Source organism: Stenotrophomonas tumulicola, from assembly GCF_014117215.1.
In the GTDB taxonomy this organism is placed as follows: Bacteria; Pseudomonadota; Gammaproteobacteria; order Xanthomonadales; family Xanthomonadaceae; genus Stenotrophomonas; species Stenotrophomonas tumulicola.
On record NZ_JACGXS010000013.1, the window covers coordinates 16,650 to 28,988 of the forward strand.

Sequence of the window (12,339 nt, forward strand, 5' to 3'; positions counted from 1 at the left end):
GTGGGGCCCGTGGGGCGGAAGCAGCGGGGCATGGCCCCGGTAGTGACGGGCCATGCCCGTCACCGGCAGGTCATCGCCAGGAGCAGCGGGTCATGACCTCGTGTTACAGCGCCCCGCTCATGCCCTCATCCACCGCATCGAACAACTCCCGGCCAGCCATCAGCAGCCCTTCCACCAGGTGCACGCCAAGCACGGGCTCGTTGGTGTCGTCTTCCCGGCAGTGATGCGCCGCTTCCAGGATCTGCATGATGGCGCCCAGCCCGGCGAGCTTGCGGCTGATCGAGGCCGCCTCATCCAGCCGGCTGGCGGATGCCCGCTTTCCTCCGGGACGCGTGTTGCCCCTCCGGTCGCCGAAGAGATCCACCACACGGTCGCTGGTAGCCTCCATGCCATCTTGGCCGGCCAGGATGCGGTCGAGCTTGCTGACGAAATGAGGTGAGAGGTCGTGAATGGCATCGCCTATGAGGGCCTGCAGGCGCTCACTGGCGGGGGTGGGATCGGTCATCGGTAGCCCTCGGCATCTCGTGGAGGCCACCTGCGCCGTGGCGCAAGGTGGCGGACGATGCGGGTTGGCGTACCGGAAAATTTTCGTCCAAAAACCGGCGGATCGGGAAAACGATCCCCGCGCATCGCCCGCCATGTAACCGGCAAGGCAATGCATTCTCCGCCGTGCCCAATGGGCGACAACAGAGCCGAACGGACGAAAATTGATCGGGACGCCAATCCCGGCTGGCGCTGAATGCGCCAGCCCAACCATCGTGCGCAGGATTTCCGCCCGCGTACATGAGGAAATGTGCGGTTTTGCTGTGGGATGTGAGTGGGGGAGTGCGAAACCAACGGCTCCCCGATGACGTCATCCTGCGTAGGCCATCACGAGGCCCGAGGCACCAGGCGGGTGATCCGTTCCGTCAGTGCGGTGGGGTAGGGAGCGCTTATATGGGACGTGCGTCAAAGAGCTGACGAACTATCATTTGCGCTGGCCAAAAAATGTGATACGGTTCACAAAAGGGAATAACGTAATGACGGTAATCTGGCACTGAGCCGTTCGGTGTGGTGTTTTTCGCACTTGGCGGGTCCCCCCTCTCCCCCGATCTGGTAGCGCGCCATGAACCTTATTTTCAGCCTGCTGCAAGTTGCGGCAATCTTTGCTTGTGTCATTGGCCTGGCCCAATTCAGTGTATGGGCGTGGCAGAAGCAGAAGCGCCATAGCCGGATGGGCCACCAGACCCGCACCGTCACCCAGCACGTCCCTGGAAGCTGAGGCCTGCCATGCATGGGGAACCGCCCTCTTCGCGACGCACCGCGCACGATCAGGACAAATGCCTGCACCGTTTCTCTTATGCATTCAGGAAGGTGCGCGGCTGGCACGTAGGGCCAGTGCAGGCAGGCTGGCTGGCGCTGCGTTACGGGTTGACCGGCGATACCGGTCGCTTCCGTTCGCACGCCGGCTGGCGCGTTTCCCGGCTGCGCCGGGGGCATAGCGACGAAGACGAGTGAGGTGTGGGCGTTCGCCGTGCACTACGGCTGACGTGGCATTTTCGGATTTGTCTCATTGAGGTGTCGGGCATCCGCCTCTAGCGTGGAGTGGCAGCGAATGGCTGCCCGTTCCAGCGCGCATTCCTATGTACCGTGCCCGTTTCCGTTATGCCTTTCGCAAGCTCCGCAGTTGGCATGTTGACCTGCTGACGGCTGTATGGGGCGCATGTCGTTTTGTGCTCACTGGGGACAGCGGGCGGCTTCGTTCGCATGGTGGTTGGCGAATGTCGCGATTGCGCAGCGTGGCCTACGGCCGGAAAGGCTGGCACGACGAAGAATGACTCAGGTGGCGACGGGCCATGCCCGCCACGCGGAACGACACGACCTGTAGTGACGGGCCATGCCCGTCAAGCAGAACGATTGGCACGATTGGTAGTGACGGGCCATGCCCGTCACCCAGCGCGCCCGCCACCCCGCCGAACACCAACATCAGCTCCGTCTGATAGGGGACCAGCAAGGCACGGCCCTAGAGTGCGTGCTGGCTGTTCACTCTTATCTGGAAGACCTGATGTCGAAGTTGAAGCTTGTTTCGCTCTCGCTGCTGGCCCTGGCCGGCATGCAGTCCACGGCTGCGTTCGCGGCTGATGCCGGGTACTACGTCGGCGGCCGTGTCATCGGTGCCGAGCACAAGGCGCGCAGCATGGACGCCAGTGCGCGTCCGGGTATCGGTGCGTTCGTGCCGGGCCAGGAAAAGGACAAGTTCACCACCGGTTCGTTGGCACTGGGCTACCAGTTCGGCAATGGCTGGCGCGTGGAAGGGGAGTACACCCTGCCGAAGCGCGATACGTTCACCAGCGGCTCCACCGCGTTCCCGGCCAGCAACAACGTCAACTACATCCGCGCCCAGCGCCTGATGGCCAATGTCTACCGCGATTTCGCCGTCACCGACCAGGTGTCGCTGTATGCCTCCGCTGGCCTGGGCATCGCCCGCATCAAATCCGATGGCTGGCAGGGCATGCCCACCCGTACCTACAACGTTGGCCGCCAGGACAACCTGACCTGGTCGCTGGGTGCCGGCGTGGCCTATTCGCCGATCGAAAAGCTGACGCTGGACCTGGGCTACCGCTATGCCGACATGGGCCAGGCCCAGAGCGGATGGAACGCGTTCACCAACGCCCGCATGCTGCAGGACGAATACATGCGTGCAAACGTGGTGTCCAGCGAAGTCTATCTGGGAGCCCGCTGGTCGTTCTGATCACGCGTGCCGATGGGGCTTGGAATGGAATACCTGACTGCCCTGGCCAAGGAGATGTTCCTTGTGCCGGTCACCCTGTTGCCGATCATCAACCCGCTCAGCATCGCGTCCATCTTCGTGTCCAGCGTGGGGACGAAGCATGGCCTGGCGCGCATGCTGGCCAGGCAGATCGGGATGAACGTGGCATGGGTGATCATCGCCTCGATGCTGGTGGGCACGTATGTGCTCACCATCTTCGGCATCTCGCTGGCGGTGGTGCGTTTCGGCGGCGGGCTGCTGGTGGCGGCCAGTGCGTGGCGCATGCTGGCCGCGCGTTCGGATGCGGCGCCGACGGCGCATGAAACCGAGGCGGCGGGGATAGCGGATGACCAGCTGATGCAGCGCAGTTTCTATCCGCTGACGTTTCCGCTGACTACCGGGCCGGGGGTGATTTCCGCATGCATCACGCTGGGCGCGCACGGGGAATCGATGAACCCGCTGCACTTCCTGTCCGGGGCGATCGTGGCCGTGGGCGGTGCGCTGATGGTGGCGGTGGTGATTTACCTGATCCTGCGCAATTCAATCGTGGTGGTAACGCGATTGGGTCCGGCTGGCGCGGTGGTGATGCAGCAGTTGGTGGCGTTCGTGTTGTTGTGCATCGGCATCCAGCTGGTGTGGTCCGGATGGCAGGATTTGAATGGGTGACGGGTCGTTCCGCCGGGCATGGCCCGGCGCTACATGGCCGGCCGGCCGTTTTGCCGGGCCGTGGTCGGGATGGCGGGATTTGAACGGGTGGCGGGCCGTTTCGCATTTGAATGGGTAGTGACGGGCCATGCCCGTCACCGGCCACCGTTCAACCACGCGTCAACAATTCAACCAATTGCCGCAGCCGATAAGGCTTCGGCAGGAATTCAACATGCCCCGGCAGCGGCGGCAGTTGCGAGCGCGCATAGCCGGAGGAAAGGATCATCCGCGCACCGGGCTGGACGCGTGCCACGTGCTCGCTCAGTTCGATGCCGGACATGCCGTTGGGCATGCTGATGTCACTGAACACCACGTCGTAGGCCTGGTCGCGTTCCATCATTGCAATGGCTTCGTGGCCATCGGCGGTGGTGTCTACGGTGATGCCCATGTCCTGCAGGGCCAGGCCGATCATGTCGCGCAGGTCCTCCTGGTCTTCGACCATGAGCACGCGGATGGATTCAGTCATTGGCGGGAACCTCCAGGGCTGGCAGCAGCAGGCTGACCGTCGTTCCACCACCTTCGGTGCTGGATACATCGACGAAGCCGCCGCATTGGGTGACAAATCCGAACACCTGGCTCAGGCCCAGGCCGCTGCCCTGCCCGATGTCCTTGGTGGTGAAGAAGGGCTCGCTGGCGCGGGCGGCGATCTCCGGCGCCATGCCGTGTCCATCGTCCAGCACGCGCAGCGCAACATAATTCCGGTACGTGGGCACGTCGGCCTGTGGATCCAGCCGGCGTTCCACCTCGCCGATGATACAGACACTGCCGCCATCGGGCATGGCATCGCAGGCGTTGCGTACCAGGTTGTGCAGTGCGCTTTCCAGCTGTGCCGGGTCCAGCAGCACATCCGGCAACTGCGGGCGCAATTCGGCCTTCAGCACCAGGCCGATCTGGCAGGCGCCCTGCAGCGCGGGCAGGGTGCGGGCCAGCCAGGCGGCCACGTCCACGCGCTCGCGCACCAGCGTCTGGCCGCTGCCGAAGGCCAGCAACTGGCGGGTGAGCATGGCGCCGCGGTCGGCCGCTGCCTGTGCATTTTCGATCAGCCGCATGGTGGCCGCATCGTCGGCGCTGCGCACCGCGATCAGGTCCAGCGCGTTGTGCACGGTGGTCAGCAGGTTGTTGAACTCATGGGCCAGGCCGCGGCTGAGCACGTTGACACTCTCGAACTGCTGGGTGCTGGCCAGCGCCCGTTGCGCGTCGCGCAGCAGGGTCTGCGCCTGGTAGCTTTCGGTGATGTCCCGGGTGACCTTGACGAAGCCGACCAGCTCGTCGCCCTCGAACACCGGCTCGATCACTACGCTGGCGCGGAAGCGGTTGCCATCCTTGCGCAGGCGCCATCCTTCACAGGCGTAGCGGCCCTCACGCATGGCGATGACCAGCGAACGTTCCGGCTCGCCGGCGTCGCGGTCGACCGGGCAGTGGAAGCGACCGAAATGGGTGCCGATGACTTCTTCGGCGCTGTATCCTTTGATGCGCTGCGCGCCTGGATTCCAGCTGCAGACCAGCCCATCGGTATCGAGCAGGTACAGTGCGTGGTCACTGACGCTTTCGAAAAGCAGTTTCAGCTGGCGTGATGAATCGGTCTGTGCGGTGAGCTTGGTGACTGCGTGTACCACGGGACTGCACTTTCTCCCCCTGAAGCGGGTGAAGCTAGAAGCGACAGTGTGAAGGATCTGTGTAGGCGGGCACGTGCCAGAAGTCGTGCCGGAAACGACATGCATTCAGTTACCATCGGGCTCCTTTGGGTCTGGACCTTCGATGATGACAACCGTTTCAGGCACGCGTGATCCGTGGATCTGGGCCCTGTCGGGGTCCCTGCTGGCCGCTACGGCTGCGCTGGAGCTGGTTGTGCCGCTGGGTTACGCGGTGTGGCTGGCGTACTTCCTGGCGGTCGGCGTGACGGTCTTCCAGCGCCACACGGCGCTGCCGGTGCTGGTTGCGGTGGCGGCCTGCGTGTTCCTCGTGGTGGGTTACAACATCGCGCCGGACAGTGCCAATTCAGCGTTTTCGTTCATCAACCGCACCATTGGCGCGTTCGGGTTCCTGATGATCGCGCTGATCGTCAACCGGGCCATCCACGCGCGCCGGGCGGCCTCCGAAGCACTGTGGCTGCAGGAAAGCGAAAACGTGGTGGCGATGAGCCTGCGCGGCGACCTGGGGCCGGAGCGTATCGCCGAGGCGGCAATGACCACCCTGGCCGAGCAGCTCCATGCGCAGACCGGGGTGATGTACCGCATCGAGAACCATCAGTTGCTGATGACCGGCGGGGTGGCACTGCCGGCCTCCATCCCGGCCTCGCTGGCGCTGGAAGAGGGCCAGCTGGGGCAGGTGATCAAGGACGGCCGCGTGCGGCTGCTGCGCGAGGGCAAGGGCAGCGTGCTGCAGATCAGCAGCAGCCTGGGCGACACCGCCATCCGCGAACGCCTGCTGGCGCCCATCCTCAGCGATGAGCAGATCGTCGGCGTGGTGGAGCTGGGCCGCATTCGTCCCGGGCACTCGCCGGAACTGGACCGCGTCCTGCTGGAGCGCTGCGCCGACACCATCGGCATCGCATTGCGTGCGGCGGTACTGCGCGCGCGGCTGGCCGAACTGCTGGAGGAATCACAGCGCCAGGGCGAAGAGCTGCAGGCCCAGCAGGAAGAACTGCGCGTGGCCAACGAAGAACTGGAAGAACAGAGCCGCAGCCTGCTGCATTCGCAGGCGAACCTGGAGCAGCAGCAGGCGGAGATGGAGCAGACCAACGTGCAGCTGGAAGAGCGCACGCACGAACTGGAAGGGCAGAAGCAGGCGCTGCTGGTGGCGCAGTCTCAACTGGTGCGCAATGCCAACGAGCTGACCGTGGCATCGCGCTACAAATCCGAGTTCCTGGCCAACATGTCGCACGAGCTGCGCACGCCGCTGAACAGTTCGTTGATCCTGGCCAAGCTGCTGGCCGACAACCGCGATGACACGCTCAGCGAAGAGCAGGTCAAGTATGCCCAGGCGATCCTGTCGTCCAACAACGACCTGCTGGCGCTGATCAACGACATCCTGGACCTGGCGCGCATCGAGGCCGGCCATGTCGAGCTGGCCGATGAAGTGGTGGTGGTGGAAGGCGCGCTGCAGCGGCTGCGCGAAACCTTCGAGCCGCTGGCGCGGGAGAAGGGCCTGGGGCTGGAGGTCGTCGCCGACGCCGGTGCGCCCAGCCAGTTCATCGCCGACAGCCAGCGCCTGCAGCAGATACTGAAGAACCTGTTGGCCAATGCCTTGAAGTTCACCGAGCACGGTTCGGTCAGCCTGCAGGTGCAGGCCGTGGGACGCGACAGGGTGCGTTTCGTGGTGCGCGACAGCGGCATCGGCATTGCCGCCGAGCAGCTGGATGCGATTTTCGAAGCGTTCCGCCAGGCCGATGGCAGCACCCGCCGCCGCTACGGCGGTACCGGCCTGGGCCTGTCGATCTCGCGCGACCTGGCGTCGCGCATGGGCGGTGACATCCGCGTGGACAGCGAGCTGGGCCGCGGCAGTACCTTCGTGCTGGAGCTGCCGCTGGACGGCGCGCCGGAACAGGTCGATGCCGCGCCGCTGCTGGGCAGCGGGCATGGCAGTGGGGCTCCGGCCCCGGCCGCCGCCCCCCTTCCGGTGCAGGCCGAGGCCTCGTTCGCAAACCCGCCCGCGCCTGCCATGGCGGCTGCCGCGCCGGTCATCCGGCGTGCCGGTGCCGCGCGCAGCGAACGGCTGATCCTGGCCGTGGAGGACGACCCGACCTTCGCCGAGGCGCTGGTGGGGCTGACGGCCGAACTGGACTTCGATTGCGTGGTCGCCACCACGGCCGAGGAAGCGCTGAGCCTGGCCCGCGAGCTGCGCCCCAGTGGCGTGCTGCTGGACCTCGGCTTGCCGGACGTTTCCGGGCTGAGCGTGCTGGAGCGCCTGAAGCGCGACCCGCAGACCCGCCACATTCCCGTGCACGTGGTATCGGGCATGGAACGCAGCCAGGTGGCGCTGGAGCTGGGGGCGATCGGTTACGTGATCAAGCCGGCCACCCGCGAACGGTTGGTGGAGGCCATCCAGCAACTGGAGGCGACCAGCCAGCGCGACGTGCGCCGCCTGTTGATCGTGGAGGACGACAGCGAACTGCGCGCCAACCTGCAGTTGCTGCTGGGGCGCGAGCAGCTGGAGATCACCGCGGTGGGCACCATCGCCGAGGCGGTGCAACTGCTGGGCAGCGCCACCTTCGATTGCATGGTGACCGACCTGGCGCTGCCCGACGGCAGCGGCTATGACCTGTTGGAATACATGGCGCGCAGCGAAGAAGTCGGCTTCCCGCCGGTCATCGTGTATACCGGCCGTGCGCTGGGACGCGAGGAAGAGCAGCGCCTGCGCCGCTATTCAAAGAGCATCATCATCAAGGGCGCGCGTTCGCCCGAACGCCTGCTGGACGAAGTGACCCTGTTCCTGCACAGCGTGGAAGCCAGCCTGCCCACCGACCAGCAGCGCCTGCTGCGCGAGGCGCGGCGCCGTGATTCGGTGCTGGACGGGCGCACCGTGCTGCTGGCCGAGGACGACGTGCGCAACATCTTCGCGCTGTCCAGCGTGCTGGAACCGTTGGGCGTGAAGCTGGAGATCGCGCGCAACGGCCGCGAGGCGGTCGAACGCCTGGCCACCACCGAGGTGGACCTGGTGCTGATGGACATCATGATGCCGGAGATGGATGGCCTGGCGGCCATGCGCGAGATCCGCAGCCAGCGCCAGTTCAAGGACCTGCCGATCATCGCGTTGACCGCCAAGGCGATGCCGGACGACCGCGAACACTGCCTGCAGGCCGGCGCCAACGATTACATCGCCAAGCCCATCGACGTGGACAAGCTGGTGTCCCTGTGCCGGGTGTGGTGCTCGCGGCAATGAACGAGGCCGAGCTGTTCGACCTTGAACTGAAGGTGCTGGTGGAGGCGATCTACCAGCGTTACCACTACGACTTCCGCAACTATGCGGTGTCGTCGCTGCGCCGGCGCATGCGCCAGGCGATGCAGCGCTATGAGTGCGAGCGCCTGGCGGACCTGCAGCACCGCCTGCTGCACGAGCCGGACCTGTTTGCCCAGGCGATGCAGTTCTTCACCGTGCAGGTATCGGAGATGTTCCGCGACCCGGCGTATTTCGTGGCGCTGCGCGAGCATGCCATGCCGGTGCTGCGTACCTATCCGTCGATCAAGCTGTGGGTGGCCGGCTGCAGTACCGGCGAGGAAGTCTGGTCGCTGGCGATCCTGCTGCAGGAAGAGGGGCTGCTTGATCGCAGCATCATCTATGCCACCGACATCAATCCGGCCGCGCTGTCGGCGGCGGAGGCGGGCACCTATGGCATCGACCGCATCGCCCAGTTCAGCCGCAACTACCTGCAGGCACGCGGGCAGGGATCGTTGTCGGACTACTACACCGCCGACTACAACGGCGCGGTGTTCGACCGGCGGCTGCGGCGCAACGTGGTCTTCGCCGACCACAGCCTGGCCACCGACACGGTGTTTTCCGAAGTGCAGCTGGTGTCGTGCCGGAACGTGCTGATCTATTTCAACCGCCCGCTGCAGGACCGCGCCGTCGGCCTGTTCCGCGAGGCGCTGGTGCACCGGGGCTTCCTTGGCCTGGGTAGCAAGGAGTCGCTGCAGTTCGGCGAGCACGGCAACGCCTTTGAAGTGTGTTCGCGCGAACAGCGCCTGTACCGGAAGGCCGCATGATGGACGTGCCCGTGCCTCCACGGATAGTGGTGATCGGTGCCTCGGCCGGCGGCGTGTCGGCGCTGCAGCACGTGCTGCGTGCGTTGCCGGCAGGGTTGTCGATGCCGGTGCTGGTGGTGCTGCACCTGCCGCGCGACCGCCCCAGCCGCATTGCCGAGCTGCTGGATCCGGACTGCGCGCTGGTGGTGCGTGAAGCAGAAGACAAGCAGCCGCTGCAGCCCGGCACGGTGACCTTCGCCCCGCCGGACTACCACCTGCTGGTGGAAGACACCACGATGATCGCGCTGTCCATGGATGCCCCCGTGCTGTTCTCGCGGCCGGCGATCGATCCGCTGTTCGAGTCGGCCGCGGCGGTGTTCGGCGAGCAGGTGCTTGCGATCCTGTTGACGGGCGCCAGCAGCGACGGCAGCGAAGGCGTGGCCGCCGTGCGTGATGCGGGCGGGCAGGCCTGGCTGCAGTGCCCCGATGATGCCGAAGCATCGCTGATGCCGGCCTCGGCGCTGCAACGCGCCGGTGCCGATGCCGTGCTGGTGCTGTCCCGGATATGTGAACGTTTGAAGGAGCTGAAATGAATCTGCTTCCCCCTGTGGCGGGTGTTGGATCGGAGCCGGTCAGCGTGCTGATCGTCGATGACGTGCCGCAGAACCTGGTGGCGATGGAAGCGCTGTTGCGCCGCGATGGCCTGCGCATCCTCTGCGCATCCTCCGGCAACGAGGCGCTGGAACTGCTGCTGGAGCATGACGTCGCGCTGGCCCTGCTGGATGTGCAGATGCCGGAGATGGACGGCTTTACGCTGGCCGAGCTGATGCGCGGTTCGCAACGCAGCCGGCATGTGCCGATCATTTTCCTGACGGCATCGCCGCAGGACCCGGTGCGCTCGTTCAAGGGCTACGAAACCGGTGCGGTGGACTTCCTGTACAAGCCCATCGAGGCGCAGGTGATCCTCGGCAAGATGGGCGTCTTCATCGAACTGCACCAGCAGAAGCGCCTGCTCAAGGAGCGCAACGAAGCGCTGGAACGTGCGCTGACGCTCAACGAAACGATGGTGGCGGTGCTGACGCACGACCTGCGTACGCCGCTGTCGGCGATCCTGCTGTGCGCCGACAAGCTGGCGCTGGATATCCCGTCCGATGCCAGTGCGCAGCAGACGCTGCGCCACCTGGAGTCGAGCACGCTGCGGATGGCACGGATGGTGGAGCAGTTGCTGGACTTCTCCCGCATCCGCTCCGGTGGCCTGCGGCTGGAGCGGGTGCCCTGCAACGCCGCCACGGTGGTGGCCGCTGTGGTGCAGGAAGTCGAACAGGGCCATGCCGGTGCAACCATCGAGGTACGTGCCGAGGGAGACATGGACCTGCACGGTGACGTGGACCGTCTTGCCCAGGTGGCCTCCAACCTGATCGGCAACGCACTGGCGCATGGCGGCGGTGGCGTGGTGCAGGTGGAGGTGGATGGGCAGGAACCTGCCGAAGTGGCGTTGCGCGTGCGCAACCGCGGACAGATTGGCGAAAGCCTGTTGCCGCGCCTGTTCGAACCGTTCAAGGCCAGTTTCCATGCCAGCAAGGGCTTGGGCCTGGGCCTGTATATCGCCGACCAGTTCGTGCGTGCACATGGCGGCACGCTGCACGCGCGCAACGATGCACAGGACGTGGTGTTCGAGGCGCGGCTGCCACGCCGCGGCTGAACGGAACAACGCGAACCTGAAGTTTTCAGGTTCGCTGAGCGGCTATCGGCACGCGTGTGCTGCACCTGTTACCGTATGTGTTCGTCAGGTGAAGGAAGCATCATGCCGTTGAGAGCCATCGCTTATGTCAGCGAGGCATTGCCCGCCAGGCTGGCAGGCAGGTTGGACGAAATCGTGGACGATGCGGCCCGTTTCAACCGGCTTGCGGGCGTCACCGGCGTGCTGCTGCATGACGGCACGCGCTTCCTGCAGTATTTCGAAGGCCCGGCCGACGGCGTGGACTTGGTGTACGAGCGGATACTGCAATCCAGGAGCCATGGCGGGGTGATCGAACTGGCGCGCGGCGCCGTTGGCCACCGGCAATTTCCGTATTGGGCGATGCGTTGGCTACCCGTCGACGCCGAACGCGTGCGCCTGCTGTCCCAGGCCGACTGGTTGGGTTTCAGCCGGCACATGGACGCCGGCCGCGACGCGCCCAGCGCCATCGACCTGCTGGACGACGTAGTTCGCCCGCTGGTCGGCTAACGCCGGGCCAGCCTGGCGGACACCCCGCTATGCCCGACAAACGCATCGCCATGCCTCTGTAGCGCCGGGCCATGCCCGGCGAACACCCCGCCACGCGCGACGAACGCATCGCCACGCCTGACGAACGCATCGCCATGCCTCTGTAGCGCCGGGCCATGCCCGGCGAGCGCCCCGCGCGGCGTTTTTGATTCCCGCCGGGCATGGCCCGGCGCTACAGCGGCCATCTGCACCACGCAAACGGATAGTCACCCAGCGCGTTCGCCAACCCGGCACGGACCGGGTTGGCGGCGATTTCGTCATGCCCGGCGAACACCCCGCCATGCCCGACCACCGGCTCGTCATGGGCGACCGGCTCGCCACGCCCGACGAACGCCCCGCCATGCCTCTGCAGCGCCGGGCCATGCTTCTGTAGCGCCGGGCCATGCCCGGCGAGCGCTCCGCGCGGCGTTTTTGATTCCCGCCGGGCATGGCCCGGCGCTACCCAAGCGGCCATCTGCACCACGCAAACGGATAGTCACCCAGCGCGTTCGCCAGCCCGGCACGGACCGGATTGGCGGCGATATAGAGCGCATGCTCACGCAGCGACGCCTCGGATCGCACTGCCTGGTCGAAGTAGCTGGGCTGCCAAAGGCGCCCGGTCAGACCCGAAGCCTGGCCCAGCAGCCGGCTGCTGCGGGATTTGAAGCACAGCATGCAGCTCGCAAGGCTGCCTTTCCGCAATTGGAGCAGCCAATGCACATGATCTGGCATGACCACCCATGCAAATGAATGGCTGACTCCCGAACGCTCCAGGTAGCGCAACGACGCGATCACTATCTCGGCGTTGCCTGGGGTCTTGAAGATCGGCCTGCGGCCGTGGGTCACGGTAGTCAGGGCATAGACGCCACCCGGAAAGGAGCAACGACCACGCTGGAGATGGCGACTGGACATGGCAGCAGTGTCGTCGGCCCAGGGATGGGCGAGGATCAGCCAATCCC

General features: G+C 65.7%; 14 protein-coding genes. 9 read left to right on the forward strand and 5 right to left on the reverse strand.

Annotation, left to right across the window (positions count from 1 at the left end; all coding sequences use genetic code 11):
- Positions 1–103: 103 nt before the first annotated feature.
- Complete coding sequence (locus H4O11_RS17270; RefSeq protein ID WP_182341405.1) at positions 104–505, reverse strand: hypothetical protein; 402 nt, start codon at positions 503–505, stop codon at positions 104–106.
- 600 nt (positions 506–1,105) lie between these two features.
- Here H4O11_RS17270 and H4O11_RS17275 point away from each other — a divergent pair.
- From H4O11_RS17275 to H4O11_RS17290, 4 genes are all read left to right on the forward strand, one after another.
- Positions 1,106–1,261 carry a hypothetical protein gene (locus H4O11_RS17275; RefSeq protein ID WP_182341408.1) on the forward strand — a complete coding sequence of 52 codons (156 nt, stop codon included), beginning with the start codon at positions 1,106–1,108 and terminating at the stop codon, positions 1,259–1,261.
- Between the two features lie 92 nt (positions 1,262–1,353).
- Positions 1,354–1,497, forward strand: coding sequence for a hypothetical protein (locus H4O11_RS17280; RefSeq protein WP_182341411.1), 144 nt, complete (start codon positions 1,354–1,356; stop codon positions 1,495–1,497).
- A gap of 547 nt (positions 1,498–2,044) precedes the next feature.
- Positions 2,045–2,731 carry an outer membrane protein gene (locus H4O11_RS17285; RefSeq protein ID WP_182341414.1) on the forward strand — a complete coding sequence of 229 codons (687 nt, stop codon included), beginning with the start codon at positions 2,045–2,047 and terminating at the stop codon, positions 2,729–2,731.
- A 24-nt stretch (positions 2,732–2,755) separates the two neighbouring features.
- Positions 2,756–3,415 (forward strand): MarC family protein, encoded by a 660-nt coding sequence (locus H4O11_RS17290; RefSeq protein ID WP_182341417.1) that lies wholly within the window; start codon positions 2,756–2,758, stop codon positions 3,413–3,415.
- A gap of 148 nt (positions 3,416–3,563) precedes the next feature.
- Here the strand turns inward: H4O11_RS17290 and H4O11_RS17295 are convergent, their stop codons facing one another.
- Together H4O11_RS17295 and H4O11_RS17300 are read right to left on the reverse strand one after the other, a co-directional pair.
- The gene (locus H4O11_RS17295) at positions 3,564–3,920 is read right to left on the reverse strand and encodes a response regulator (protein ID WP_182341420.1); all 357 of its coding nucleotides are present in this window, start codon (positions 3,918–3,920) and stop codon (positions 3,564–3,566) included.
- Complete coding sequence (locus tag H4O11_RS17300; protein ID WP_343042854.1) at positions 3,913–5,070, reverse strand: two-component system sensor histidine kinase NtrB; 1,158 nt, start codon at positions 5,068–5,070, stop codon at positions 3,913–3,915. The genes H4O11_RS17295 and H4O11_RS17300 overlap by 8 nt, the downstream gene beginning before the upstream one ends.
- Before the next feature lie 145 nt (positions 5,071–5,215).
- On the opposite strand from H4O11_RS17300, the gene H4O11_RS17305 reads away from it, so the two are divergent.
- The 5 genes from H4O11_RS17305 (at position 5,216) to H4O11_RS17325 (ending at position 11,362) form a co-directional block, all read left to right on the forward strand.
- A complete protein-coding gene (locus tag H4O11_RS17305; RefSeq protein ID WP_182341425.1) occupies positions 5,216–8,335 on the forward strand; it encodes a hybrid sensor histidine kinase/response regulator in 3,120 nt (1,039 codons plus the stop codon).
- Positions 8,332–9,156, forward strand: coding sequence for a CheR family methyltransferase (locus H4O11_RS17310; protein WP_182341428.1), 825 nt, complete (start codon positions 8,332–8,334; stop codon positions 9,154–9,156). Before H4O11_RS17305 ends, H4O11_RS17310 begins: the two co-directional genes overlap by 4 nt.
- Entirely contained in the window at positions 9,156–9,728 is a 573-nt protein-coding gene (locus H4O11_RS17315) for a chemotaxis protein CheB (RefSeq protein WP_182341650.1), read from the forward strand. The genes H4O11_RS17310 and H4O11_RS17315 overlap by 1 nt, the downstream gene beginning before the upstream one ends.
- Positions 9,725–10,837: a hybrid sensor histidine kinase/response regulator gene (locus tag H4O11_RS17320; RefSeq protein WP_182341431.1), complete on the forward strand. Its 1,113-nt coding sequence runs from the start codon at positions 9,725–9,727 to the stop codon at positions 10,835–10,837. Before H4O11_RS17315 ends, H4O11_RS17320 begins: the two co-directional genes overlap by 4 nt.
- 102 nt (positions 10,838–10,939) lie before the next feature.
- On the forward strand, positions 10,940–11,362 hold the full coding sequence (locus tag H4O11_RS17325; RefSeq protein ID WP_182341434.1) for a BLUF domain-containing protein: 423 nt from the start codon (positions 10,940–10,942) through the stop codon (positions 11,360–11,362).
- Between the two features lie 211 nt (positions 11,363–11,573).
- Here the strand turns inward: H4O11_RS17325 and H4O11_RS17330 are convergent, their stop codons facing one another.
- Both H4O11_RS17330 and H4O11_RS17335 read right to left on the reverse strand, forming a co-directional pair.
- On the reverse strand, positions 11,574–11,855 hold the full coding sequence (locus tag H4O11_RS17330) for a hypothetical protein (RefSeq protein ID WP_182341657.1): 282 nt from the start codon (positions 11,853–11,855) through the stop codon (positions 11,574–11,576).
- Positions 11,840–12,292: an REP-associated tyrosine transposase gene (locus H4O11_RS17335; RefSeq protein WP_182341437.1), complete on the reverse strand. Its 453-nt coding sequence runs from the start codon at positions 12,290–12,292 to the stop codon at positions 11,840–11,842. Before H4O11_RS17335 ends, H4O11_RS17330 begins: the two co-directional genes overlap by 16 nt.
- Between the last annotated feature and the right edge of the window lie 47 nt (positions 12,293–12,339).

Excerpts from the sequence above, each read along its gene's own strand:
- H4O11_RS17290 (WP_182341417.1), top strand. The coding sequence starts at position 2,756 with ATGGAATACCTGACTGCCCTGGCCAAGGAGATGTTCCTTGTGCCGGTC.
- H4O11_RS17275 (WP_182341408.1), top strand. The coding sequence starts at position 1,106 with ATGAACCTTATTTTCAGCCTGCTGCAAGTTGCGGCAATCTTTGCTTGT.
- H4O11_RS17330 (WP_182341657.1), bottom strand. The coding sequence starts at position 11,855 with ATGGCCGCTTGGGTAGCGCCGGGCCATGCCCGGCGGGAATCAAAAACG.
- H4O11_RS17310 (WP_182341428.1), top strand. The coding sequence starts at position 8,332 with ATGAACGAGGCCGAGCTGTTCGACCTTGAACTGAAGGTGCTGGTGGAG.
- H4O11_RS17325 (WP_182341434.1), top strand. The coding sequence starts at position 10,940 with ATGCCGTTGAGAGCCATCGCTTATGTCAGCGAGGCATTGCCCGCCAGG.
- H4O11_RS17315 (WP_182341650.1), top strand. The coding sequence starts at position 9,156 with ATGGACGTGCCCGTGCCTCCACGGATAGTGGTGATCGGTGCCTCGGCC.
- H4O11_RS17285 (WP_182341414.1), top strand. The coding sequence starts at position 2,045 with ATGTCGAAGTTGAAGCTTGTTTCGCTCTCGCTGCTGGCCCTGGCCGGC.
- H4O11_RS17305 (WP_182341425.1), top strand. The coding sequence starts at position 5,216 with ATGACAACCGTTTCAGGCACGCGTGATCCGTGGATCTGGGCCCTGTCG.
- H4O11_RS17320 (WP_182341431.1), top strand. The coding sequence starts at position 9,725 with ATGAATCTGCTTCCCCCTGTGGCGGGTGTTGGATCGGAGCCGGTCAGC.
- H4O11_RS17335 (WP_182341437.1), bottom strand. The coding sequence starts at position 12,292 with ATGTCCAGTCGCCATCTCCAGCGTGGTCGTTGCTCCTTTCCGGGTGGC.
- H4O11_RS17295 (WP_182341420.1), bottom strand. The coding sequence starts at position 3,920 with ATGACTGAATCCATCCGCGTGCTCATGGTCGAAGACCAGGAGGACCTG.
- H4O11_RS17270 (WP_182341405.1), bottom strand. The coding sequence starts at position 505 with ATGACCGATCCCACCCCCGCCAGTGAGCGCCTGCAGGCCCTCATAGGC.